This window comes from Pseudomonadales bacterium (assembly GCA_024234615.1).
Taxonomy (GTDB): Bacteria; Pseudomonadota; Gammaproteobacteria; order Pseudomonadales; family IMCC2047; genus JAJFKB01.
In genome coordinates this window covers 1,863,857-1,889,202 of sequence record JACKNY010000001.1, presented here as the reverse complement: position 1 = coordinate 1,889,202, position 25,346 = coordinate 1,863,857, and the positions used below count along the sequence as shown (strand labels likewise).

Sequence of the window (25,346 nt, the reverse complement as noted above, 5' to 3'; positions counted from 1 at the left end):
TAGCCCGACCATTTGGAGGTTGGTGTTATCTGCATGTTCACTCTAATTAAACGCTGTAACGTGAAGCGACCTCAATAAAGTCTGAGTTATTTCTTAAGTGGTGTAAATTTATGCTATTAACCTTTACGTTAACGTAAACTTTGTTGTATATTTTGCGCTGTTACCAAAAAATCACCTTTATTGGCTCTTGTATGACCGACAACTACTCAATTTCCGATTTAGCTAAAGAGTTTGATGTGACGACTCGAACCATCCGTTACTACGAGGATGAGGGCCTGCTGTCTCCGGTAAGGCGCGGGCAGACGCGAGTTTACAGTAACCGTGATCGAACTCGATTAAAGCTGATTCTACGTGGGCGTCGGTTAGGTTTAAGTCTTGAGGAGGCTGGACAGATCGTCAACATGTATACACCGGGTTCCGATAACCTTGAACAGCTGCAAGCGCTGATTGACAAAATTGAGCAGCATCGCAATCAACTTTATCAAAAACGTAAGGATATCGAGGTGATGCTCAAGGACTTGAGCGAAGTTGAAAAGATTTGCCAACAGGCGATGGTGGAAAAACGACAGCAAAGCAAATAGCCGCCACTAACAGTTAACTCCAGGAGATAAAACGCATGAGTACTTACCATTCCCTGAACTTCGATTTAGGTGAAGAAATTAATATGCTGCGCGACATGACGGAGAGTTTTTCACAGGCAGAATTGGCGCCTATCGCCGCGCAGGTGGATGAGGAAAATGAATTCCCCAATCAGATGTGGAAAAAGTTTGGGGATTTGGGACTGCTGGGTATCACCGTCGATGAAGAATTTGGCGGTAGCAATATGGGTTATTTGGCGCATGTGATTGCGATGGAAGAGATCAGTCGCGCCTCAGCCTCCATCGGCTTATCCTACGGTGCTCACTCCAATCTTTGTGTCAATCAAATACATAAAAACGGTACTCAGGCGCAAAAGCAAAAATATTTACCCAAACTTTGTTCCGGCGAGCATATTGGTGCATTGGCGATGAGTGAGCCCGGTGCGGGTTCCGACGTGGTTGGCATGAAACTGCGCGCTGAAAAAAAAGGTGATCGCTATATTCTCAATGGCAACAAAATGTGGATTACCAACGGTCCTGATGCGCATACCTATGTGATTTACGCAAAAACAGATATCAGTGCTGGGGCGCCCGGCATTACCGCGTTTATCGTTGAAAGAGACTTCCCCGGCTTTAGCCAGGCACAAAAGCTCGACAAGCTGGGTATGCGCGGGTCGAATACCTGCGAACTGGTATTTCAGGATTGCGAGGTGCCGGAGGAAAATATCCTTGGTGTTGAAGGGCGCGGCGTGAACGTGCTGATGTCCGGGTTGGATTATGAGCGCACGGTGCTCTCCGGCGGGCCAGTCGGCATTATGCAGGCCTGTATGGATGTGGTGATTCCTTATATTCATGACCGTAAGCAGTTCGGCCAGAGTATCGGTGAGTTTCAGTTAATGCAGGGTAAAGTGGCGGATATGTACACCCGCTTAAATGCCAGCCGAGCGTATCTCTACGCGGTTGCTAAGGCCTGTGATCGTGGTGAAGAAAGCCGCAAAGATGCCGCCGCGGTTATCCTTTACACCGCAGAAGCGGCGACGCAACAGGCACTCGAGGCGATTCAGGCGTTGGGTGGCAATGGCTATATCAATGAATTTCCCACGGGACGTTTTCTACGCGATGCCAAGCTTTATGAAATCGGCGCGGGTACTTCGGAAATTCGCCGCATGCTGATTGGCCGCGAATTGTTTAACGAAACTATTTAAAGAAACCATTTAACAAAATAGTTTAGAAAAACCAGTTAACTCCTTGATAACAGACACTCTCTATAACGGAAACTATCTTATGCCTGTTATAAAAAGCAAGATAAACACCAATTCGCAGGAATTTCAGGAAAATGCAGCCGCGATGAAAGCGCTGGTGGCGGATCTGCAGTCGTTGCTGGAACAGATCAAACTCGGCGGTGGCACGGCGTCGCAACAGCGCCATTTGGCGCGTGGTAAGTTACTGCCACGCGATAGAATACAAACACTGCTGGATGAAGGCTCGCCTTTTTTGGAAATCGGCCAGCTGGCCGCCTATCAGGTATATGATGATCCAGTCGCCTCCGCCGGAATTATTGCCGGTATTGGGCGCGTGTCGGGCCAGGAATGCATGATTGTGGCGAACGATGCCACTACCAAGGGCGGCAGCTATTTCCCGCTCACCGTGAAGAAACACCTGCGCGCGCAAACGATAGCCGAGCGCAGTCATTTGCCCTGCATTTATCTGGTCGATTCCGGTGGTGCCAATCTGCCGACCCAGGACGAAGTATTTCCGGATCGCGACCATTTCGGCCATATCTTTTTCAATCAGGCCAATATGTCGGCCAAGGGTATTCCGCAAATTGCCGCGGTAATGGGTTCCTGCACGGCGGGTGGGGCTTATGTGCCCGCGATGTCGGATGAAAGCATTATCGTGAAGGAACAGGGCACTATCTTTTTAGGCGGGCCGCCCCTGGTGAAAGCAGCCACAGGTGAAGTCGTCACGGCTGAGGATTTAGGCGGCGCGGACGTACATTGCCGCACTTCCGGTGTGGCTGATCACTACGCGCAAAATGACGAGCACGCCCTGCAATTAGTACGCAAAGCGGTGGCGCGATTGAACCGCCATAAGCCGGCTTGTCTGGATGTGCAGCCCAGCATCGAACCTTTGTATCACCCAGAAGAAATTTACGGCATCGTACCCAACGATATTCGCAAACCCTACGATGTGAGGGAGGTAATTGCACGGATCGTGGACGGTTCCGATTTTGATGAATTCAAGCAGCTCTACGGAACCACACTGGTGACCGGTTTTGCCCGGATACATGGCTATCCGGTGGGGATTGTCGCCAATAACGGCATCCTGTTTTCTGAGTCGGCCCTCAAAGGAGCACACTTCGTTGAACTCTGTGCACAGCGCAAAATTCCACTGATCTTTTTGCAGAACGTGACCGGTTTTATGGTGGGGCAAAAGTATGAAGCAGGCGGCATTGCCAGAAATGGAGCGAAAATGGTGACGGCGGTAGCCTGCGCGAAAGTGCCGAAGTTTACCGTTATTATTGGCAGCAGCTTCGGCGCGGGTAACTATGGCATGTGCGGTCGTGCCTATGATCCCAATATGCTGTGGATGTGGCCCAATGGCCGTATTTCCGTGATGGGCGGTGAGCAGGCGGCCGGAGTGCTGGCGCAGATCAAACGTGACGCGATGGAAAAACGTGGTGAAACCTGGGCTGCCGAGGATGAAGCGGAATTCAAAAAACCGGTGATGGCGATGTATGAAGAGCAGGGACATCCTTACTATGCCAGTGCGCGGCTTTGGGATGACGGTGTGATCGACCCTGCACAAACCAGGAATACCCTGGGGTTAGCGTTGTCAGCGGCGTTAAACGCACCGATTGAAGAGACCAAATTTGGCGTGTTTCGTATGTAGGTTTGGCTTTAGCCGGATAATGTGGCTGATGAGGAGTTTTAAACAATGACAGTCCAGAATTTAATCATTCAAACAGATGATCGCGGCGTTGCCACCATTAGTCTGAATCGACCGGAGCGGCACAATGCCTTCGATGATCAGCTGATTGCAGAGTTGACCCGGGCATTGGAGCAGGTTGCCAGCGATGACCAAGTACGTGTTGTGGTGCTGGCCTCGGAGGGTAAGAGTTTTTCCGCCGGGGCCGATCTGAATTGGATGCAACGCATGGCTCAATACAGCTTTGAGGAAAATCTTGCTGACGCCAGCGCTTTGGCCAATTTACTTCGCGTGTTGAATTTTCTGCCCAAGCCGACGCTGGCACGGGTACAGGGTGCTGCCTTCGGCGGTGCGGTCGGGCTGGTAAGTTGCTGCGATATGGCGGTGGCCTCAACGCGCGCCAAATTTTGTTTGAGCGAAGTGAAGATTGGCATAGTGCCCGCAACCATCAGCCCCTATGTGATTGCAGCGATCGGGCAGCGTGCGGCCAGACGTTATTTTACTACTGCTGAAGCCTTTGATGCGGCCACCGCTGAGCAGCTTGGTCTGGTGTCCAAAGTGGTTGAAGAGTCAGAGCTTGATAATGCCCTGAACGCGATGCTTGATCAGTTGTTGGCAAATAGCCCAGCGGCAATTTATGCGGCTAAAAAGCTGGTTTTTGAGGTGGCGGAGCAGCCAATCAATGACGTATTAATTGCACGAACCAGTGAGTTAATCGCCGAAATACGGGTGTCCGCTGAGGGACAGGAAGGACTATCCGCTTTTTTGGAAAAACGCACACCTAACTGGCTTAGGAATAAATAGGGCGCCTATGTTTAATAAAATTTTAATCGCAAACCGCGGTGAGATTGCCTGCCGCGTGATCCAAACGGCCCATAAAATGGGCATTCGTTGTGTGGCAGTGTATTCAGAGGCGGATGCCAATTCGATGCATGTGGCGATGGCGGATGAAGCCTATTGTATTGGCCCGGCGGCGAGCGTCGAGAGCTATTTACGCGGCGATAAAATCCTTGACGTAGCGAAACAATCGGGTGCTAGCGCGATCCATCCCGGTTATGGTTTTTTGTCGGAAAATGCCGCCTTTGTGAAAGCCTGCGAAGCGCAGGGTATCTGCTTTATCGGGCCACCGACAGAAGCTATCGAAGCCATGGGGTCGAAAAGTGCAGCCAAGACCATTATGGAAAAAGCCGGTGTACCACTGGTGCCGGGATATCACGGTGATGATCAATCTCCAGCGATACTTAAACAGTCCGCTAATCAAATGGGTTACCCAGTGTTGCTGAAAGCAACGGCCGGTGGTGGTGGTAAAGGTATGCGTGTGGTTTGGTCTGAACCGGAGTTTGATGACGCGCTGGTCTCAGCCAAACGCGAAGCGATGAAAGGTTTTTCCGATGATCGCATGTTGGTTGAGAAGTATCTGACGCAGCCGCGACATGTCGAAATTCAAGTGTTCGCCGATCAGCAAGGTAACGCGATATATCTGTTTGAGCGTGATTGCTCGGTACAGCGTCGTCATCAAAAGGTATTGGAAGAGGCTCCCGCCCCGGGCATGACCGAGTCGTTACGGCAGCAGATGGGTGATGCGGCAGTAAAAGCGGCACAGGCGATTCATTATGTCGGTGCCGGAACGGTCGAATTTTTGCTCGACAAGGACGGCGCTTTTTATTTTATGGAAATGAATACGCGCCTGCAGGTGGAACATCCGGTGACGGAATTAATTACCGGGCAAGATCTGGTGGAATGGCAGTTACAGGTGGCGGCGGGAAACAGTCTGCCGCTAACTCAGGAGCAACTGGTGCTGCATGGCCATGCACTGGAGGCGCGGATTTACGCGGAAGACCCGGATAACGAATTTTTGCCCGCCACCGGGCAGCTGGTGTATCTGCGTACACCTTCGGAAAACAAACATATCCGCGTCGATACCGGCGTCAGGGAAGGGGATATGGTTAGCCCCTATTACGACCCGATGATTGCTAAATTGATTGTCTGGGATGTGACGCGTGAGCGTGCCTTGCAGCGTATGTCGCAGGCGCTACTTGAATATCGCGTAGCCGGAATGAAGACCAATACCAGCTTTCTGCGCCGTTTGGTTGATCATCCAGAGTTTCAACGGGCCAACCTGGACACCGGTTTTATTGAAAAGCATAGCAGCGGGCTTTTTCCGGTAAATAAAGTGGCGGCGGATCAAGAGCAGATAAATCTGGCAAAGGCGGCGCTCTATGTGCTGATTTCGCAGCACCAGCAAAGAGTGAAGGATGCCGCTGCCAGCAGTGATCCATACTCTCCCTGGTACAGTCTCAGTGGTTGGCGGCTCAACGAATCAAACCAGCTGCGGGTGGAATTGAGTCTGCCCGATACGGAACAACCTAGTGTTGAGGTGATCGCTGAGGTCAGCGGTGAAGGTTATCTGCTGAAATTGGGGAATGAGAAAATTCTGGCCAGTGGGCGCTTGCGAGATGATCGACTCACTGTTGTGCTTAACGGCCACCAATCCACGGTCTGGGTTGCTGAGCACAATGCCCGGATTACCCTGTTTACTGAAACCGGTGCTACAGAATATGTCTGGTGTAAACCGGGCTTGGAAGAGCACGCATTTGAAGAAGATGCCGGTAATCTTGGCGCGCCGATGAATGGTACGATTGTGGCGGTGCTGGTCGCAGCTGGGGCGAAGGTAGCAGCAGATCAGGGTTTGGTGGTGATGGAAGCAATGAAAATGGAATACACCATCAAGTCTCCGGCAGCAGGGACGGTGACAGAGGTGTTTTTCAAAGAAGGTGATCTGGTTGATGAGGGCGCGCAACTGGTTACCTTCACGGCGGATGAGGAATAGCAATGGCGTTACCTAAACAGGTACGAATGGTCGAAGTTGGTCCGCGCGACGGCTTGCAAAATGAGCCCGGCAAAATAAGTACCGCTGTCAAAGTGGAGCTGGTCAATCGCTTAGCCCAGGCGGGATTGAAAACCATTGAGGCGGCCAGTTTCGTGTCGCCGAAATGGGTGCCGCAGATGGCTGATTCAGCTGAGTTGATGCGACAAATTCAGCGTTATCCGGGCGTCACCTATACAGCATTGACCCCTAACCTCAAAGGCTTTGAAAATGCGCTAGCCTGTGGTGTTGATGAGGTCGCCATATTTGCGGCGGCTTCGGAACAATTTTCGCAAAAGAATATTAATTGCAGTGTAGCGGAAAGCTTGCGACGTTTTGAGCCGATAATGATGGCAGCGAAAGCACAAGGAATAAAAGTACGAGGCTATATTTCCTGTGTCTTGGGTTGTCCTTATCAGGGAGAAGTGCCTGTTTCAGCGGTCGTCCAGGTGGCGAAACAGCTAGTGTCCATGGGCTGTTATGAGGTTTCTCTTGGCGACACTATTGGGGTTGGCACGCCACGCAAAACGCAGCAGATGGTCGAGGCTGTTGCGAAGGAAGTAGCCATCGAACAGCTAGCAGTGCATTGTCATGATACCTACGGCCAAGCGCTGGCGAATATTTATGCGGCACTGGAGTTAGGCATCGCGGTTATTGATAGCTCGGTAGCGGGTTTAGGTGGTTGTCCCTATGCCAAGGGTGCTTCCGGCAATGTGGCGAGCGAAGATGTGCTTTATATGCTCAATGGTTTAGGTATTGATACCGGCGTTGACCTGGAGAGTCTTATAGCGGCCGGCCAATTTATTATGCAGGCGTTGGGGCGTCGGACGGGCTCCAAGGTGGCTAATGCATTGATTAGCAAAAATTAGTTTCACTATTTCATTGTGGAAATACTCCATCTAGATGTTTATCATCAGACTCTGTTTATCGTATCCGACTGATGCCAGGAATAAACTATGTTAACCCCTCTCTGGACCCCAACCGCAGAACGCAAAGAATCGGCCAATATCACTAAATTTGCACACTGGTTAAAGGATCATGGTGCTGTTGACGCAGAAAGCTATCAAGCGCTGCACCAATGGAGCGTGACACAGCCCGAAAAGTTTTGGGATGCAGTGTGGGATTACACAGGAGTGATTGGTGAGAAAGGCAGTGATCGTGTATTGCTTGATGGTGACAAAATGCCGGGAGCGCAGTGGTATCCGGACGCCAAGCTTAATTTTGCCGAAAACCTGCTGCGCACGGTAGATGAAAAGGTGGCTATTGTTTCGCGCTTGGAGAATGGTGAGCGTCATGTGCTGAGCTATGCCGAACTTTATCAAAAGGTTGCCCAATTGGCCGCAGCACTACGTGCTGCGGGTGTCGTTGCGAATGATCGAGTGGCGGCCTTCATGCCAAACGTTGCAGAGACCGTTGTCGGCATGTTGGCAACCGCAAGTATCGGCGCAATTTGGTCTTCCTGTTCTCCGGACTTTGGGATTAATGGTGTCATGGATCGCTTTGGGCAAATCCAACCTAAGGTGTTATTTGCTTGCGACGGTTATTTTTATAATGGCAAAACCATCGACTCTCTTCCTCGTATTGCTGAAATTCTGGGCAAAATTGATTCAATCGAAAAGCTGGTTCTTGTGCCCGTTACACATCGTTCGGTGCCGCAGGATTTGAATATTGAGACATTACCGAAAGTCGTACTCTTTGACGATTTTTTAATCAAGGAAAACACTCCGGGGCTGGTATTTGAACAGATGCCTTTCAGCCATCCGCTGTACATTATGTATTCCTCCGGTACCACCGGCGTTCCTAAATGTATCGTACATAGCGCGGGCGGTACGCTATTGCAGCATTTAAAAGAACATACTTTCCATGTTGATTTGAACTTCGACGATGTGCTTTTTTATTTCACCACCTGCGGCTGGATGATGTGGAATTGGCTAGCCAGCGGCTTGGCGCGTGATGCAACGCTGGTATTGTACGATGGCTCACCTTTTTACCCTGAGCCAAAGGCCCTTATTGATATGGTGGACGAAGAGGGGATCTCAATCTTTGGCACTAGCGCCAAATATATTGCAGCCTTGGAAAAGGCTGGTGTTACGCCAAAAAACTCGCATCAATTGACTGATTTAAAAGCCATCCTGTCGACCGGTTCGCCGCTGTCCCACGAGAGCTTTAATTACGTCTACCGGGACATCAAAAGCGATCTTTGTCTGTCTTCTATTTCCGGTGGTACCGATATTCTTTCCTGTTTTGTTTTGGGTTGTCCAACGTTGCCGGTATACGCCGGTCAGTTGCAATGTCGTGGCCTGGGGATGGCGGTGGAAATATGGGATGACAACGGTAAGCATATCGAACAGAAAAAGGGGGAGCTGGTATGCATCAAGCCTTTCCCTTCGATGCCGGTTGGCTTTTGGAATGACCCGGAAGAGCAGAAATATCGATCCGCTTACTTCGAGCAATACCCCAATATCTGGGCGCATGGTGACTATGCGGAAATTACTGAAGAGGGTGGTGTAATTATTCATGGCCGCTCTGATGCGGTGTTGAATCCCGGCGGTGTACGCATCGGCACAGCAGAAATCTATCGCCAAGTGGAAAAGGTCGAAGAGGTGCTCGATAGCATCTGTATCGGACAGGAATGGGATGATGATGTGCGCGTCGTGTTATTTGTAGTACTGCGTGAAGGTATCCACTTGACCGATCAATTAAAACAAAAAATCCGTCAAACCATTCGTGCTAATACCACACCTCGGCATGTGCCCGCCAAACTTATTCAGGTGGCGGATATTCCGCGCACCATCAGTGGTAAGATCGTCGAATTAGCCGTACGCCAGGTAGTGCATGGGCAGAAGGTAAAAAATACTGATGCCCTGGCCAATCCGCAGGCGTTGGCGTTGTTTAGGGAATTGGAAGAGCTAAAAAACTAGCGTGGCATAATTATCATGAACAAAACATAACAGTCATCACAGCCCTTCGTCTGTTGTTACGCAGGATGTTTGTTGTTAAGAAATAGGCGCTCTTTACGAATAGTTATAAAGACGAAGGTGATACCCACTCATTTTATAAAAAACATTTCCAGGTTTCCCTTTTGCAGCTTCGCTTATTGGTTGGTGGGTCATGTTTGGTTATAGCAACACGCTGGCCATATACGCCGACACCTCTGCCTCTTAGTCTATCAGTAGTTTTGTTTTCGCCAATAACGAGGTGATTCGAAAACTTGTCGGCGTCGTCATTGTTATCTTTACACTGATTAATCTCTGGCGTGTTACAGGCGCCAGAACAAGCTTTACTTGAATTTTATAACTAACTGAAGCAGTATATTAATCAAACAATTAATTAATTTTGTATATTATGAAACTAGCTAAAAATAAACACGTATCTGGAGTCAGGAAAAAACAGGAAAAGATACGCCGGGCCGGTCGCCCGGTTGGCCAAAATCAGGAGCAAGCAATACGTGCAGCCCTCCTGCAGGCAGCGCGTGAACAGTTTGCACGATGTGATTTTAAAGCCGTTTCAATACGCCAGATTGCGGCCACGGTAGGCGTAAATCCAGCAATGGTGCATTATTATTTTGGCAATAAAGAAGGCCTTTACCTGGCGATGCTGGAGACAAGTTTTGCACCACTGATGGCGCAACTTGAAGTGCTACAAGACAACGAAAGTGAGAATAGTCGTGATGCCATAGCCGCTTTTCTGAGGAGCTATATGAAAACTCTTTTAGCAGAGCCTTGGTTGCCCAATCTCATCGTGCGGGAAATATTGTACCGAGAAGGCGGTTTACGTGAGCAGTTCATCAGGCTCTTTGGTTTGAAAGTGGATAGTTTATTGCTGAGATTACTGGAACGGCGGAAACAGGAGGGATATCAGGTTGCCGTCCTGCAACCTCAACTGAGCGCTCTGTCGTTGATCAGCATGGCAGCGTTTCCGTTCATCGCGCGGCCGGTAGTTGAGCAAGTGTTCCAACTAAAACTTGACGAAGAGTCGGTAGAACAAATGATAGAGCACATACTGTCGTTATATTATCCAGATACCCTTGTGGGAAGCGCATAATGAAAATTAACCGACGCCGAGTAATATTCCTGATTTTGATTTTAGTCGCTGTCACAGCCGGGCTCCGATGGTGGTTGACTGGCGTGCACCGAGCACCGGAAAACCAGCTGACACTTTATGGTAATGTTGATATTCGGGAAGTTGATCTTGCGTTTAATGGTAATGAACGCATCGCTACTATGATGGTGGTTGAGGGCGAGCAAGTCGAAGCAGGACAGCAACTCGCCCAGCTTGATACACAGCGATTGCAGGCGGCGGTAGTCAGGGCCGAAGCGCAGGTGTTGGCACAACGGCAGCTTTTACATATTTTAGAAACCGGTAGCCGTCCTCAGGAAATTAAAAAGGCGCAAGCTGATGCCGATGCAGCTCAGGCCGAAGCGCAAAATGCAGATGCGAATTATCGACGAGCACTGGAGTTACAACAAAAAAACCTTGCTTCAACACAGCAACGTGACGATGCCAAGACGGCGGCAACTGCATCCCATTCTCGAGCCAAGGCAATGCAGGAGGTGCTGAAGCTAGTCTTAGAGGGGCCGCGTCAGGAGAATATTGCTGCTGCCAGAGCAACCTTACAGGCACGCCAAGCGGAGCTTGTGATTGCGCAACGTAACCTTGCGGATGCCTCACTTACTGCGCCAAGCGCCGGTGTTATCCAAAACCGTATGCTGGAACCCGGCGACATGGCTTCGCCACAAAAGCCGGTTTACAGTCTCGCGTTGACCGATCCGGTGTGGGTGCGTGCTTATGTCGAAGCGCCTGATCTCGGTAAAATTAATCCAGGTATGCTCGCTAACATCCATACCGACAGTTACCCCGATAAATCCTATCGTGGTTGGGTTGGCTATATTTCGCCAACGGCAGAATTTACCCCTAAATCGGTCGAGACCACAAGGGTACGAACGGACCTGGTCTTTCAGGTGCGCATTTATGCGTGCAATCCTAACAATGAACTGCGCCTCGGAATGCCTGCGACAGTTAGCATTGAGCTGGATCAGCATCGTTCCTCGGCGATTACATCCGACAACCATCCCTGCGACCAACTTTAATGCTCTCAGATTTAATGGCGTTGACATAATGAAACCTCGAAGCCAAAGGGCCGGTGTGAAAGATCAAAGGGTTGGAGATCAGGACACCAACCTAGCCCAGGACGACGAAATCGTATTGGAATGTAAGGATGTCAGTAAATCCTTTCAACAAGGGGCTGCGACGGTTCAGGCATTGCAAGCCATTAATTTAAAAATAAAACGCGGTATTGTCACCGGTTTGATCGGCCCGGATGCGGCCGGTAAAACCACCCTGATGCGTCTGAGTGCAGGGCTTATGCAACCGGATCAGGGTTATATCAGTGTGCTTGGGATTGATACGATGCAAGATGCACTAACGGTGCAATCCCGCATCGGTTATATGCCACAGCGCTTCGGCCTGTATGAGGATCTCAGTGTTCAGGAAAATCTCGATTTGTACGCTGATCTACAAGGTATTTCGGTCTTTGAGCGAGCCCCCCGGTATCAGGAGCTACTACGCATGACCGGGCTGGGAGATTTTACTGACCGTCTGGCCGGGAGACTATCCGGTGGTATGAAACAGAAGTTGGGATTAGCCTGTACACTGGTGCAGTCACCCGAGTTGCTGTTGCTTGATGAACCAACGGTGGGAGTTGATCCAGTATCACGACGTGAGCTCTGGGCTATTGTTTATCGGCTGGTACAAAATGAAGGGATGAGCGTCTTGCTGAGCACGGCCTATCTGGATGAAGCTGAACGTTGCGCGGAAGTCATCCTGCTCCATGAGGGTCGAATACTCGGTTTTGATACACCGGAAAAATTTAGTGACGACTGTAAGGGGAACGTATATAGCGTTTCGTTACCTGGCATGACAAAGCGGCAATTGCAGGGCCAACTGGCCACACTGGAAGGTGTAATGGATACGGTCATCCAAGGTGAGCAAGTCCGGGTGGTCATGGCGTCTGAAGCTGTACGACCTATCGAAATACAATTGGCCGAGAGGCAATATTCTTCAATAAACGACCTAAAGGTAAGCCCCGTATTACCCCGCTTTGAAGATAGTTTTATTACCTTGATCAAAACTGACCGTGGCCATCAGAAAGTGACTTCAAAGCTGTTGCAAGACGACTTTAAACAGAGCCCTGAACCTAACCAGGCCGTTATTGAGGTGGAAAACCTGCAACGCCGCTTCGGTGAATTTTATGCGGTTCGGAATTTGAGTTTCGATGTGAGACACGGAGAAGTTTTTGGACTTCTGGGCGCTAATGGTGCGGGTAAAACCACGACTTTTCGTATGCTTTGCGGCCTGTTGCCAGCCAGCGCTGGTCGTCTCCAGGTAGCAGGCGTGGATCTTCGTCATGCCGCTGCAACTGCACGGGCTCGTATTGGTTACATGTCACAAAAGTTTTCCTTATATGGCAACCTCAATGTAGTCCAGAACCTGAATTTCTTCGGCAATGCCTACGGTCTGTCTGCCAAACAACGAGCAGAACGGATTGAATGGGCTTTAACGCAGTTTGATCTGACTGCCTTTGCCAACAGTGAAAGTCATAGTTTGTCATTAGGCTATAAACAACGCTTGGCGTTGGCCTGTGCACTGTTGCACAAACCCGAAATATTATTCCTCGATGAACCGACCTCAGGGGTGGATCCGCTGGCACGTCGCGAATTCTGGCAACGCATCAATAGCCTTACCAATATTGGTGTAACCGTGTTGGTGACGACGCATTTTATGGAGGAAGCCGAGTATTGCGACCGTTTGGCGATTATGGCGGCAGGAGAATTGCTGGCCTTGGGCACACCACTGGAAATCAAAAATAAGGTGGTGGATGAGCAGTCACCCGAACCCAGCATGGAAGATGCATTTATTCGTTTGATCGAAAACCACGAACACAAGCAGGACGCAGCGTGAGCGCAAAAATGTTCAGCTCAAAGGCAAGTATCATGCGGTTGCGAGGTTTGGTGCGCAAAGAGTTCCTACAGATTCTTCGTGACCCCAGCAGTATTGCTATCGCTTTCGTGATGCCGGTGGTGTTGCTGTTATTATTCGGTTATGGGGTAACCCTGGATGCCAAGCATGTGCCGGTGGCACTGGTCGTCGAACAGCCCAGCGTTGAGACGGCCAGTTTTGTCTCTGGATTCCACAAAAGTACTTATTTTATCCCGCTATCGATGACCAATCGACAAGCCGCAGAGCATGCGATGATGGCTGGTATGGTCGATGGTATTGTTGTTCTACGTGCTGATTTCGCTTCGTTGCTGACGCGGTCTCAAGGTTCTCCGATTCAGGTGATTGTCAATGGTGTGGATGCCAACAAGGGGCGTCTTGTGCTCGGTTATGTTCAGGGAGTTTTGGGCAACTGGTTGCAGCAGCAGGCGCAATTAACGGGCCGAGAGTTAAAACTACCGGTGCAATTACAGCAACGGATCTGGTTTAACAGCGAACTGCGCAGCCGTGATTATCTGGTGCCAGGGCTGATTGTCGTGATTATGACCCTGATCGGCGCCTTGTTAACTGCGTTGGTCATGGCCAGAGAGTGGGAGCGAGGCACAATGGAGGCTTTGATTGTAACGCCGGTAGCCATGTGGGAAGTCTTGCTAGGCAAACTGATACCCTATTATCTACTCGGTATGGGGAGCATGCTGTTATCGGTAATAATGGCTTTATGGTTGTTTGAGGTGCCCTTACGCGGTTCACCTTGGCTCTTATTAATAACCAGCTCGCTATTTTTATTAGTTGCCCTTGGCATGGGTTTGCTGATTTCCATCTTGGCAAAAAATCAGTTTGTCGCGGGCATGATGGCAATTATCACGACTTTTCTCCCCGCATTTATTCTTTCCGGATTTATTTTCGATATTGGTAGCATGCCGGGTATCGTCCAGATGGTGACCTATTTAATTCCAGCCCGTTATTTTGTCGCTATTCTGCAAACGGAGTTTCTCGCCGGGGATGTATGGGCAGTGATTCTTCCCAACTCTGCAGCGTTGCTGTTAATGGCTATTTTTTTTCTGGGATTGAGTCGCCTCAAATCCCATAAACGGCTCGAATAGGCGGCGCGCATGTGGCAACGTATTTATGCCTTGATCATTAAAGAGTTCCTGGTGTTACTCAAGGATAAAAAAAGTCGTGTTGTCATTATTGTCCCGCCGATCATACAGACTTTGATTTTCAGCTATGCAGCGACTTTTGACCTCAATCATGTACCCTTTGCCGTTTACAACGAGGATAAAGGGGCTGCCTCACGACAATTGATTGCACATTTCCGGGGTGCTCCCAATTTCAGGGAAATCGGACAAATTTCCAGGCAGGGCCAAATCCAGCCGCTGCTCGATGAGAAGAAAGCTTTGTTGGTGTTGCATATCGATCCTCAATTTAGCCGACAATTAAAACTACAACAGAGCGCACAATTACAGCTTATTATTGATGGCCGTAACTCGAATACAGCACTGATCGCTCTAAACTACGCACGTGATATCGTTGATCGATTTAACCATGAATGGTTGCAACAGGCAGGGCAGGGTGCGCCTCCAGCACGTCTGGAAACGCGTGCCTGGTTTAATCCTAACCTGGAAAGCCGCTGGTTTATCGTGCCGGGTATCGTTGGCTTGTTAACGCTGGTAGTAGCTATGCTGGTCACTTCACTATCGGTCGCTCGCGAGCGCGAGCAGGGAACCTTCGATCAGTTGCTGGTAACCCCCATGCGCCCCGTTGAAATCCTAATCGGCAAAGCGGTGCCGGGATTTGTGATTGGCACTCTGGAGGCGACATTGATTGTGATGATTGTTGTCTTTTGGTTCAAGATACCACTGCAAGGCAGTCTAGTCGCACTCTACATTGGCATTCTCTTATTCCTATTGTCCGCGATTGGTGTCGGCTTGATGATTTCATCATTGGCTGTCACCTTGCAACAGGGGCTGTTGGGGGCCTTTCTGTTTTTGGTGCCTGCGATTATTTTGTCAGGTTTTGCAACACCTATTGCGAACATGCCTGCGCTGGTGCAGGATCTGACGCTGATTAACCCGCTGCGTTACTTTATGACGATCCTGCGTGGTGTTTTTCTTGAAGGCACCCCCTTGGCACTACTCATCCCCCAGTTTTGGCCGATGGCATTGATTGGGGTTATCACCTTGAGCCTCGCAGGATGGTTATTTCGCCACAGAATGCATTGAACAGGTTAACCGCCGCCTATCATCAGTATAATTGGGCTCATACTGAGAGTTTCTGCAACTCGGCAGTGGGGATTATTTTTATTCACGGAATGACACCTATCTTTTTGAAACCCAATGTACCTTACTTTTAGTGACAACTTTTTAGTTCATCTAAACAAAGATTGAGCACGCTTACGGCGGGCATGCTAGCATTAAATCTGGCTCATTTCAGAAGAGTATCAGGCATCGCAAATTTACAGATTTTAGTACTGGGTGGTGGCCCCGGTGGGGCGGCCACGGCTATTGGGCTTGGTCGGTTAGGCTATGGGGTTAAATTGATTTCGTCGGCGCGCACTTTCGCAGCCTGCGAAGGAATATCTGCCCGTACCCTGGCGGGGTTGCGTAATGCGGGTTGCCAGCAGGCCGCTGCTAGTGTGGTGGCGCCTTCTCCAAGGGTGGCCAGTTGGAATGGCAGTACTAATCAGTACAACACTGAGCAACTGGTCTACCGCCCTGATTTCGATACTGCGTTAATAAGAGATATGCAGGACTCAGGTGTGGATGTCTTTTCCGGGGTCGTTCAAACGATTGATGAGCTGGAGCAAGGCTGGCGGGTCAGTGTGGCTGATGGCAATCAGGGGCAGACAGTATTCGAGGCTGATTTTCTGGTTGAAGCGCGGGGTAGGTCGACACCGCTTAAGGCAAAAAATAAAGTAAGAGGCCCGGAAACGGTTTCACTATTACAACGCTGGCAGTTGTCCGAAGTAACTCAGCAAGCCAAGTCGATGGCCTTGAGCTTTCGCCATGGTTGGGCATGGCTCGCGCAATTCGGTAATCAGCTTTACACCCAAATTACCGTTGCCGCAACTGACCCAAGATTACCGAAGAAGGCCAGGTTGAAGGAATTTCTGTTAGCTGAGTTGGCTAGTTTGCCATCGACCCAGAGTTGGATAGAGGGAGCGGTTGCTGTTGCAGATACGGTGGCGCGTAGCAGTACGAGTATTCTGGCCGGTGATCTGGTGAAACGGCGCTATCTGCGGGTTGGCGATGCAGCGCTGGCGGTTGACCCGTTATCCGGTAATGGAATTTTTCAGGCGCTTTCATCAGGGTTGGTGGCCCCGGCGGTGATTAATACCCTGATACGCTACCCACAAAGAATTTCACTCGCCACTGAGTTTTATCAGCAAAGGTGCCAGCACGCTTTTTTACGTTTTGCTCGAATTGGTCGAGATTTCTACGCCCAGGAACAGCGCTGGGTGGATGAACCCTTTTGGCAGGAGCGTAATCGCTGGCCAGATTTAAAGTCAGCGCACGGTGATGATGACCTATCAAGAATTCAGATTTTGGAGCGTCCGGTGGTCATGAATAATGAGATTCTTAGCAAACCTGTCGTTGTTATGCCAAGCCAGCCGCTTGGGGTATGGCAAGTAGCAGGCATTGAAATTGCGTCGATCTTTGAGTGGTTAAATGAAAACCCATCCGGCAATTCTGAACAGATTAGAGCGCAGCTTGAATCATCACAACAATATGGAGAGCATCAAATAACAGCGCTGATCGGCTGGATGCTGGAGCAGCAGCTGTTAAAAGAACGGCCAGACTAGGGTGTTTAACTACTGACCTTACGTTCGATACCGCAGTATTTGGATTGGGCGATAAGCGCTTTGAGTACATCGCTGCACGGGGTTTCTGGTTGCTCGCAGAGTATATGCGCTATGGCGCGAGTCACATAAGCACACCCCACGCTAGCACCCGCGATTTGGCCGTGTTCTGAACGTACAAATCCACCAAAATCCGCCTGTGCTGAATTGAGATAAGAAATATCTCCAGGCTGACAACGCGCATCGCCGGTGGCTCGGATAACCCCGGGATAGCTGGCCGGGTAGACGCTTTCTCCTCTGGCGGGAGAGGCCGCGACCAGCATCACACCAGCGGCAACGGCGCGGGCACAGGCGTCCTCAAGTACGGGTCGATCGGTGCGCAGGCCAAAGCTCATATTAATCAATCTTGCTCCCTGCATCACTTGCCAATCCAGCGCCGCAGCAATTTGTTCGGGCGCGCATAGTAGCCTGTCAAAGAAGACTTTGGCCACTAGCAGTTTTAGTGAAAGCGACGAAGCACAGAGAATATCGGTTAGCGCAGCGCCGTGTCCCATCTTGTCTAGTACGGAAGCGTTGGTCAGGACAATGCGATCATCCTGCCAATTGACACAACACCCCGCCAACAGATGAGATTTAGACGCTGGGGAGATGCCACTATCGATAATGCCAACTTTGAGCGGTGCGTTGACGTTAGGCATGGTGCTGAGTTTTGACAGAGCGGACTGAATGGGTCGTTGGCTCGCTAAGCTGAATTTGTCCGTTGACCAAGGTTAAAAAGAGATCAGCATCCAGAATTGGCGTTTCGCGATGGCTAATAACCAGGCGTGTGATATTTGCAAACAGGCGATCAACTTCGGCCATCAACTGCTGCTCGTTACTAAGGTCAATGGCCGAAGTTGCTTCGTCAAATATCACTAAAACGGGTTTTTGTAGGAGTGCGCGCGCCACGGCAATACGCTGCTTTTGGCCACCGGAAAGCTGAGAGCCTCTTTCTCCGATAAGGCTGTTTAATCCCTGAGGCAGAGTGCCAATAAATTCGCCAAGGTTGGCGCGAGCTACCGCTTGTGCGACCTCCTCATCACTGGCCTCGGGTACGCTATAGCGTATGTTATCGGCGAAGGTGCCGCGAAACAGCACGATATCCTGAGCAACCAAGGCGACATGCCGCCGCCAGCCACGCAAATCAAATTGGGCAATGTCGTGGTTGTCCACCAAAATACGTCCTGCGGTGGGCGAGAAGTGGCGCATTATTAAGTCGGCCAGGGTACTTTTGCCAATGCCCGACGGGCCATAGATGCCGACTTTGCTGCCAGCTGGAATCTGGACTGTCGTCTTTTCAAGAATAGCCGTGGCTTGGTCGTTATAGCTAAAACTGACCTGTTCAAATTTCAAATCACCCTTGAGCGTTGTGGGCACCGGGTGGCTATCGCTGGCAACGAGATCCGGCTGATAGTCCATTAAGTGCTGCACTCGTTCCAGGCTGACAGTAAAGCGTTGCCATGCCATATAGATGCCAAGCAGGGTTTGTACCGGGCCAACCGCCATGCCGAGGTAAGTGACGAACGCAATTAATGAGCCCAGTGCGAGCTGTCCCTGGATCACCCAGTAGCCGCCCATCACAAAGGCTGCCGCGCGAGTGAATGAGGTCAGGGAGGAGGGGATCGCAGAGGTGGCGAATTCAATCCACTGCAGTTTTAGCAAATCCTTAAGGTAAAACTGATTGAGGTTACTGAGACGGTTTAGCTCACGATCTTCGGCGACCGAAGACTGAATCTGTTTCATACTGGGTAGGGTTTCTGCAAGAAATGACGAAATATCCGCCGAGCGCTCACGCATTTTGCGCGTTTGCCGCTCAACTTTTGGTCGCATTAGGCGCAAATAGAGCCATTGTAGTGGAATTAGCAGTAGCAGTAGCAAGGCCAATTGCCAACTGAGTAAAAACATCATCGTGACAGCGCCGATCAGGCCCAAAATACCGCTGACCGAAGCGAACAGACCGTCCACCGCAAATCGTTGCAGTTCTGCAATATCACCGTCCATGCGTGAGAGCAAATCACCAGTGCGTTGTTGCGCGTAAAAGTTTGGCGATAAGCGTTGTAAATGGCTATACACCGATTCGCGCAGCTTGAACAAAATGGTACCGGACAGGCGCGTGTGCAAATAGCGATTCACGCCCGCTAACCCGGTGGAAGCAAAACCCACCAGTAGAATCGCCATCACGGTGGACACTAGCGTGGCGAAGGATTTGCCGAGCAGCCCATCATCAATCAGTATTTTGGTGAGGTAGGGCTGTAATAACACCAGCGCAGAGGCGAAGAATGACAGCAGTAACAGCCTGAAAATTTGAGGCTGATGAGGTTTGACAAAACCGTAAAGCCAGGTCAGGCCTTGTTTTTTACTGCTGTGCATGAAAACCTCTTTGCCCTAAGACCCAACCTTCAGCTGTGCTTGTTTTGACCTTGTGGGTGCGACTTCAGTCGCATGTTCCATTAAATCTCCCGCGCAAATATCTGCGTTGGTGACAACGACATATCACCACCCTCCAGTTGAATATTGCCGAGTTTCTCGAGAGTATCCGCATCGTAAATGGCTATGTCGTTGAAGGTGCCCGCCAAATATACCTTGCTGCCGTCAGTTGAAAAATTGATGCAATAATAGGTATGTTCGAGGTCGACAGACATGAGCTCTTGTTGCTTGGCGACATCAAATTTTTTCAGTTGGGTGAGTACGGCATACATTTGGTTTTTGTCACCGGGCCGGGTCATACCGCTAAATAACACCACCTCCAACGGGCCAAATTCCCGCGCTTCCGCTTCGCCGGTGTTTAGATCAATACGTTCATAGCCCCACATCCAATCGGCGGTTGCCAGGTTTTGTGATTCATCTTTGTATTTGGCGGTGGTGTACATACGAATGAATTCGTTCGATACCGAACCGATGGGCCACACGGTGAGCGAATCGCGCTGGCTAAAAAGGGGGTTTTGCAAGCCGCGACTCTCTATGACCATGCGGGTTTCGCCTGTTGCCGGGTTCATGGCGTAGATATCCGGCGCACCTAGGTAGAGCGTGCCGCTTTTGTCGGTGACCATAATGGTGACCTGACGCGGCGCGGGGTAGGTTCTGACCGGCTGGGCTTTTAAACCATCGCTGGTGTTAAACACGGCAACCTGTGTGTCCATCACCTCAAAATGATCACTGAGCAATCGGGTCGGATTTTGGTGGGTGTATAGCTCTTTGCCGTCGGGACTGATGGCAATAGACCCCAATGATTTAATACGAATGTTGGAATAAGACTGGATTGCCGAAAATACCAGCTCGCAGTTGTCGAGGTTGATGCCGTAAACATTGGAAAAATGGTCTGCTAGCACGTAGGCGATACGCTTATCAGGACTCATGACGACGGTGCCTGGCGCGGACGTGCCCGGCAATTGGCAACTGCGTTCTACCTGGTTGGTGGTCAAATCAATCAGGTTGATTCGATTGGGCCGGTTAACGACTACCATATAGTCTTTAGTGGTCGTTGATGCACTATTTTTCTGTTCATCTTTTAGTACTGTTTGTGAACAGGCGCTCAACAACAGCAGTGCCGCAGTCACCATTAAAGTGCGGAGCGATAGATAGAAATGGGGAAACGTTAATGTGGTTACCATACTCATGCGCCTTATTTACTTTCCTTGGGAAAAACGGTGTCGAGTTTGCGCCAGTCGCTACCAGCGGAGGGGGCATTTTTATCCCAATCCGGGTAGGTGTTCATTAGATCCGGCACCTGCGCTGGCCACCAACAGGGATCGGCGCAACCGTAGAGGTCAGCCTCCATCGGTTGACATAGTCCGGCGACACTGCCAAACATATCGACCTCCCAGCCGGGATCGGTAGTTGCGGTGCAACCCGCCACATTTTGCATGGCGACGACTTCATCTACCCGTTGATCAACGACGGCTTGCTCCAGCCGCTCAGCTTTTTTGTTGAGGGGTTTTAAATGTTTCATCAGTGGGCTCTCCGGGGTGAAATGTGCTGCTCAAAAAAGGCAGGATTATGGGCCATGATTTCGCTATAAACGTGGATGCCGAAATCCACCCAATCACGTAGCAGGTCACAGTAGTGATAGGTAGGTTTGCTGGGGTCGTTATAGCGTGCGTAACTCTCGTGATAACAACCGCCGGAACAGAGGTTGCGAATGCGACAGCTATTGCAGCCGGTATGGGTTCGATCCATACGTTGCTCTAAGAAACGTGATAGCTGTTGATGATTCAGCCCTTGCTTGACGTCGCCAAACAGCGGCATATCAGAGCCGGTGAAACGATGACAAAGATTAACGCCACCATCCTTGTCGATGGCAACCATGCCAGCACCGGCACCGCAGGGTAGGGCTTTTTTGTTGCCTTCAAAGATATCTGTCATCAGCTGATGCATATTGGAAAAGCCGATATTGTGGTTTTGTAACGCGGCTTCCAGGTAACGCTGGCCAAGTTCTTTCATGTTACTAAAAACCTGTGCGAGTTCTGCTTCCGAGAGATTATAGGTGTCGATATCGCCAGAAGTAACCGGCGCGAAACCTACCTCATGAAAGCCGAGATCGTTAAATAAATGATCCCAAATCGCCATGATATCGGTGACGCCTTTGGTTAGGGTGACCCGCGCACCGACCGGGCGAGAATCGTACCTTTGCAACAGGTGCCTGACTTTATCGGCCACTACATCGTAAGTACCTTGACCGCCGACGGTAATGCGATTGCGGTCATGAAAAGCCTTGGGGCCGTCCATGCTCACCGCAATGCCAAAACGGTGCTGGTTAAGATAGTCGATTACATCGTCCTTGAGCAGGGTGGCATTGGTGGTCATGGAAAAATCGACCTTCTTACCAATAGCGGCGAAACGGTGTTCGGCAAATTCAACCACCTGCTTAATAAGTGGCAGATTTGACAGCGGCTCGCCGCCAAAAAAGACGAGGTTATAGCGCGGCTGATCTGGTGATTCCTTGAGCAGCATTTCGATGGACTGCGTTGCCGTCTCCAGACTCATTTTTTCGCCATTAGCGGGGGTGGCTAGATCCTCTTTATAACAATAGCTACAGCTCAGATTGCAGCCGGTATTAACGTTCAATACCAGCGTGGTCAGGGGAAAATTAGTGAGTGTCAGCTTGGCCGTTTCCGGCGTCAGCGGTTGGCCATTGGAGATCACTTCCAGGCTTTGTAGTTCGCTGAAGGTGGTGCTGATATCCGCTGCTTCAAAGCGCGGCTGCATGGCGTGAAGCACTTGATCTGGTGAGCGATCTGGCCATTTTTTGAAGAGATCAATGAGTTCGCCGCTGAGTTCGTCCAACTGAAACAAACTGCTACTCGGGATATGAAATAGCAGGCGGCGACTGTCGACGCTAATCTCGTGGATATTGCGTTCAACCAGGTGAAAATTTTGTTGCGTTGGTAACGTCATATTAGTTATTTCAACTCTTTATTAACGAATAGGAGGGTTATTCCAACGTTGCACCGTGACCAGCAACTGCCCTTGCCCCGTAACCTCGGTTGTGCCCTCTAGAATACTTGCCACTACCGCTAGGTTACCCGCGTTATTGGTGCCATATTTACGTTGTGGATTGGGGCCTGCAGCGGCGGGGGTAAAAATGCCGGTGTTTTTATCGATGGTGCCAGCGAATTTAACGTCCTGATCCAGCTCTGCTTGTTGATTAAAAGCCTTGACTGACCATTGGGCTGGGAGATAACCAATACGCAGATCATCCGCAGTATTGGATTGCCCGTCGACTCCGGCGCTAAAGGCCAGGGCTTGAAAAGACGCCAGAGTTTTGCGGGTAGAACCACCATTATCGCCAACACGGGCTACGGCGTAGCTAGGTTCTACCTGGAGATGGCTGACGCGATCATAAACCACCAGTGCATTCTTGAGTTGCGTCTTGCCAACCTGGATATTTCGATGGCCAATCACAGTATCTTTTGCGGCTTTGACCCTGAGCAGAATATTTTTATTGTCGCGGCTGATGAGTTTGGTAATCCTGAGGCCTTGCCCAAGTTCGATATCGCCAGACATTGCTGTGCCGACTAATCGTATAGTTTGCTCTGTGCCCGCTTTAATATGGTTGGGTATTGCGCCGAGCACGTGGCTTGTGCCATTCATTTTGCTCGCGGTCAACTGAATGCCTGTTTCTTCGTGATCACGCAGGAACATGCGACCGCTCATACTTTCGCCTGAGCGATCAGCAGCAATCACCTGGTTGAAAACTTGCCCGCCGAGGGTGAGTGTGGCGCGCCACTCGTAACCGGTATAGACGATCGCCGAACCCTCACCGCTAATGGCTTCACCATTCGCATAGCTACCGCTAACAGTGAGTGAGTAATTATCTGTTTCAGTGGCTGTGGCGGTCATCACCCCCTGAAAATCTCCTTTGCCGGGCTGATTGCCCAGCAGCCGCCAACTACCATCGAGCTTGGGTTTCTTGGTTTGTTGCCAGTCCTGCCAAGCTTGGGTGTCTAAGGGATAGTTTTCAGTGAGATAGGGCACGGTGTTTTTCAATGCGATTTCGAACCAATTTCTATCGCGTCCACCAGCGGAGTACTCAGAAGTAGGGAATTGGCCCAGATGAAAATGTACCAGATGCTTCCATTCTTCCTCAGTTCGACGTTGCAGCGCCACCCGCGCGCCGGAATGACAGCGGGCACACATCACTGCAAACTCGTCATCCTCATGTTGCTCGACTACATTCAGGCGCCGTTCCAGTATGTAGCGATATTCTGTAGTTTCGCTGGGCGCTAAACCTTGTCGGTCAGCAAAATACTTGACCAACTTCTGAATTACTTCGTCCGTGATAGGGATTTCCTGATCACTAATACGCACATGATGCATCAGCTGCATCCGCGCGATGGTCATTTCCCAGCCCTCCGGGGTGCGGCGTTGGTAACTGATCCGGCTTAATTTATCATCGCTCTCGGGAATGTGGCAGCCGACACAGTTATTACGAATAATTTGCTCGGGAGAGCCCGCCTGGGCAGAAAAGGCAAAACCAGAAAGAGCGGCTAATAGCGCACCATGAAAAGTTGCAATGAGAAGATGTTTACGCAAAAGGGAAACCTCCGAATAATCTTTTATGTGCTCGGTTGAATAGTCGGTATCAGATAATGAATACTTATAATAATATACGAACGACCTAAAAAATACTTGAGCGGCTGAAATGTATTACAAACGACCTATATTGTCAATAGTGGCAGAGCACCAAAATGACACTGAGATAAAACAGTCGGGCTACCTGCAGCAGGATATAGCAAATACGCTTTCACAAAACGTTCGAGCCAGGTTGGTAACAAAGGAAGGTATCTTGATGCTTTCCTTTGATTTTTTGCCTAATGGGAGTGCTTCCTGTTGAACTAAGGAGCAGGTATGCCTTGCGCTATGCTGGAGAAATTTCGAGTTGTCAGTTTAACTTCAGGTCACCCACTTAAACCCTATTGCTCTATCGATACTGGTGCGGATAATTCGGCGGTTTTGGCGCTCAAAACACCTTTATTCTGGAATATCACCTTTTTCAATGAGCCATAAAAATGACTGGATCGCCATATCGATGATGTTCTCAGTTTCCTTTATCCAAGGCTTACGATAACCAATAAACATGGTGTGGCCTTCATGCGAAGAGCAGATAAAGAGGGAAATACGTTGCGCTTGCGCACGAGTTAATCGCGGATTAATACGTAATATAATTTCATCGAGCTGCTTTCGGTACTGACCGTACATGGAGTCCAAATACTGAGTCATATGGGTTTCATGGTTGGATAGAGACCAAACTTCTGGGAAAAATACCGTAGTTTTTTTATTGTTGAGGTCGTAAAAAACATGTTTCAAAACATTTTTGAACAATGTTTTAGGATCATCGCCTGAGCTTTCACTCAGTTCGACGAGGTCATCGAGATAGACCTGGATGACCTGATCAAGCATGGTTTTTACAAGTTCATCTTTAGTTGGAAAATAGTACTGCAAATTACCTAATTTAATACCCGCAGCAGCGGCAACCTTGCGTAAGGAAAAGTTATGGTAACCCTCTTCGATCAAGACATTTTCCGCGGCGGCGACGATGGACAACACGCGGCGCTGGCCCTTTGAATAAATCCCGGTACGAGAGGTTTTTTTGGTAGGAGCTTCTGACACTTTGGTTGCACCGCTTTGAAAAGCGCAAATT

20 protein-coding genes are annotated in these 25,346 nt (G+C 50.0%); 13 read left to right on the top strand and 7 right to left on the bottom strand.

What is annotated here, in order from left to right; all coding sequences use genetic code 11:
• Window positions 1-191 precede the first annotated feature (191 nt).
• The 13 genes from H6995_08560 (at window position 192) to H6995_08500 (ending at window position 17,170) form a co-directional block, all read left to right on the top strand.
• Window positions 192-581: a MerR family DNA-binding transcriptional regulator gene (locus tag H6995_08560; GenBank protein MCP5215047.1), complete on the top strand. Its 390-nt coding sequence runs from the start codon at window positions 192-194 to the stop codon at window positions 579-581.
• A gap of 35 nt (window positions 582-616) precedes the next feature.
• Window positions 617-1,783 carry an isovaleryl-CoA dehydrogenase gene (locus H6995_08555; protein MCP5215046.1) on the top strand — a complete coding sequence of 389 codons (1,167 nt, stop codon included), beginning with the start codon at window positions 617-619 and terminating at the stop codon, window positions 1,781-1,783.
• 79 nt (window positions 1,784-1,862) lie between these two features.
• Window positions 1,863-3,470 (top strand): methylcrotonoyl-CoA carboxylase, encoded by a 1,608-nt coding sequence (locus H6995_08550; protein MCP5215045.1) that lies wholly within the window; start codon window positions 1,863-1,865, stop codon window positions 3,468-3,470.
• Between the two features lie 45 nt (window positions 3,471-3,515).
• Window positions 3,516-4,310 (top strand): enoyl-CoA hydratase/isomerase family protein, encoded by a 795-nt coding sequence (locus H6995_08545; protein MCP5215044.1) that lies wholly within the window; start codon window positions 3,516-3,518, stop codon window positions 4,308-4,310.
• A gap of 7 nt (window positions 4,311-4,317) precedes the next feature.
• Window positions 4,318-6,336, top strand: a complete 2,019-nt coding sequence (locus H6995_08540) for an acetyl/propionyl/methylcrotonyl-CoA carboxylase subunit alpha (protein MCP5215043.1) — start codon at window positions 4,318-4,320, stop codon at window positions 6,334-6,336.
• Between the two features lie 2 nt (window positions 6,337-6,338).
• Window positions 6,339-7,241, top strand: a complete 903-nt coding sequence (locus H6995_08535) for a hydroxymethylglutaryl-CoA lyase (protein ID MCP5215042.1) — start codon at window positions 6,339-6,341, stop codon at window positions 7,239-7,241.
• 87 nt (window positions 7,242-7,328) lie between these two features.
• The gene (locus H6995_08530) at window positions 7,329-9,293 is read left to right on the top strand and encodes an acetoacetate--CoA ligase (GenBank protein ID MCP5215041.1); all 1,965 of its coding nucleotides are present in this window, start codon (window positions 7,329-7,331) and stop codon (window positions 9,291-9,293) included.
• A gap of 424 nt (window positions 9,294-9,717) precedes the next feature.
• Window positions 9,718-10,416 carry a TetR/AcrR family transcriptional regulator gene (locus H6995_08525; GenBank protein MCP5215040.1) on the top strand — a complete coding sequence of 233 codons (699 nt, stop codon included), beginning with the start codon at window positions 9,718-9,720 and terminating at the stop codon, window positions 10,414-10,416.
• On the top strand, window positions 10,416-11,462 hold the full coding sequence (locus tag H6995_08520) for an efflux RND transporter periplasmic adaptor subunit (protein ID MCP5215039.1): 1,047 nt from the start codon (window positions 10,416-10,418) through the stop codon (window positions 11,460-11,462). Before H6995_08525 ends, H6995_08520 begins: the two co-directional genes overlap by 1 nt.
• Before the next feature lie 28 nt (window positions 11,463-11,490).
• The gene (locus tag H6995_08515; protein ID MCP5215038.1) at window positions 11,491-13,332 is read left to right on the top strand and encodes an ABC transporter ATP-binding protein; all 1,842 of its coding nucleotides are present in this window, start codon (window positions 11,491-11,493) and stop codon (window positions 13,330-13,332) included.
• An 8-nt stretch (window positions 13,333-13,340) separates the two neighbouring features.
• On the top strand, window positions 13,341-14,471 hold the full coding sequence (locus tag H6995_08510; GenBank protein ID MCP5215037.1) for an ABC transporter permease: 1,131 nt from the start codon (window positions 13,341-13,343) through the stop codon (window positions 14,469-14,471).
• A gap of 9 nt (window positions 14,472-14,480) precedes the next feature.
• Entirely contained in the window at window positions 14,481-15,590 is a 1,110-nt protein-coding gene (locus H6995_08505; GenBank protein ID MCP5215036.1) for an ABC transporter permease, read from the top strand.
• A 182-nt stretch (window positions 15,591-15,772) separates the two neighbouring features.
• Window positions 15,773-17,170, top strand: a complete 1,398-nt coding sequence (locus tag H6995_08500) for an FAD-dependent monooxygenase (GenBank protein ID MCP5215035.1) — start codon at window positions 15,773-15,775, stop codon at window positions 17,168-17,170.
• A 5-nt stretch (window positions 17,171-17,175) separates the two neighbouring features.
• On the opposite strand, the gene H6995_08495 is transcribed toward H6995_08500, so the two are convergent.
• From H6995_08495 to H6995_08465, 7 genes are all read right to left on the bottom strand, one after another.
• Window positions 17,176-17,865, bottom strand: a complete 690-nt coding sequence (locus H6995_08495; protein ID MCP5215034.1) for a peptidase S8 and S53 subtilisin kexin sedolisin — start codon at window positions 17,863-17,865, stop codon at window positions 17,176-17,178.
• Window positions 17,858-19,576, bottom strand: a complete 1,719-nt coding sequence (locus H6995_08490) for an ABC transporter ATP-binding protein (GenBank protein ID MCP5215033.1) — start codon at window positions 19,574-19,576, stop codon at window positions 17,858-17,860. The genes H6995_08495 and H6995_08490 overlap by 8 nt, the downstream gene beginning before the upstream one ends.
• A gap of 80 nt (window positions 19,577-19,656) precedes the next feature.
• Window positions 19,657-20,817 carry a quinohemoprotein amine dehydrogenase subunit beta gene (gene peaD / locus H6995_08485; protein MCP5215032.1) on the bottom strand — a complete coding sequence of 387 codons (1,161 nt, stop codon included), beginning with the start codon at window positions 20,815-20,817 and terminating at the stop codon, window positions 19,657-19,659.
• A gap of 11 nt (window positions 20,818-20,828) precedes the next feature.
• A complete protein-coding gene (gene qhpC, locus H6995_08480) occupies window positions 20,829-21,155 on the bottom strand; it encodes a quinohemoprotein amine dehydrogenase subunit gamma (GenBank protein ID MCP5215031.1) in 327 nt (108 codons plus the stop codon).
• A complete protein-coding gene (peaB, locus tag H6995_08475; protein MCP5215030.1) occupies window positions 21,155-22,600 on the bottom strand; it encodes a quinohemoprotein amine dehydrogenase maturation protein in 1,446 nt (481 codons plus the stop codon). The genes qhpC and peaB overlap by 1 nt, the downstream gene beginning before the upstream one ends.
• A 21-nt stretch (window positions 22,601-22,621) precedes the next feature.
• Complete coding sequence (gene peaA, locus H6995_08470) at window positions 22,622-24,220, bottom strand: quinohemoprotein amine dehydrogenase subunit alpha (GenBank protein MCP5215029.1); 1,599 nt, start codon at window positions 24,218-24,220, stop codon at window positions 22,622-22,624.
• A 456-nt stretch (window positions 24,221-24,676) separates the two neighbouring features.
• Entirely contained in the window at window positions 24,677-25,315 is a 639-nt protein-coding gene (locus tag H6995_08465; GenBank protein MCP5215028.1) for a TetR/AcrR family transcriptional regulator, read from the bottom strand.
• Window positions 25,316-25,346 lie beyond the last annotated feature (31 nt).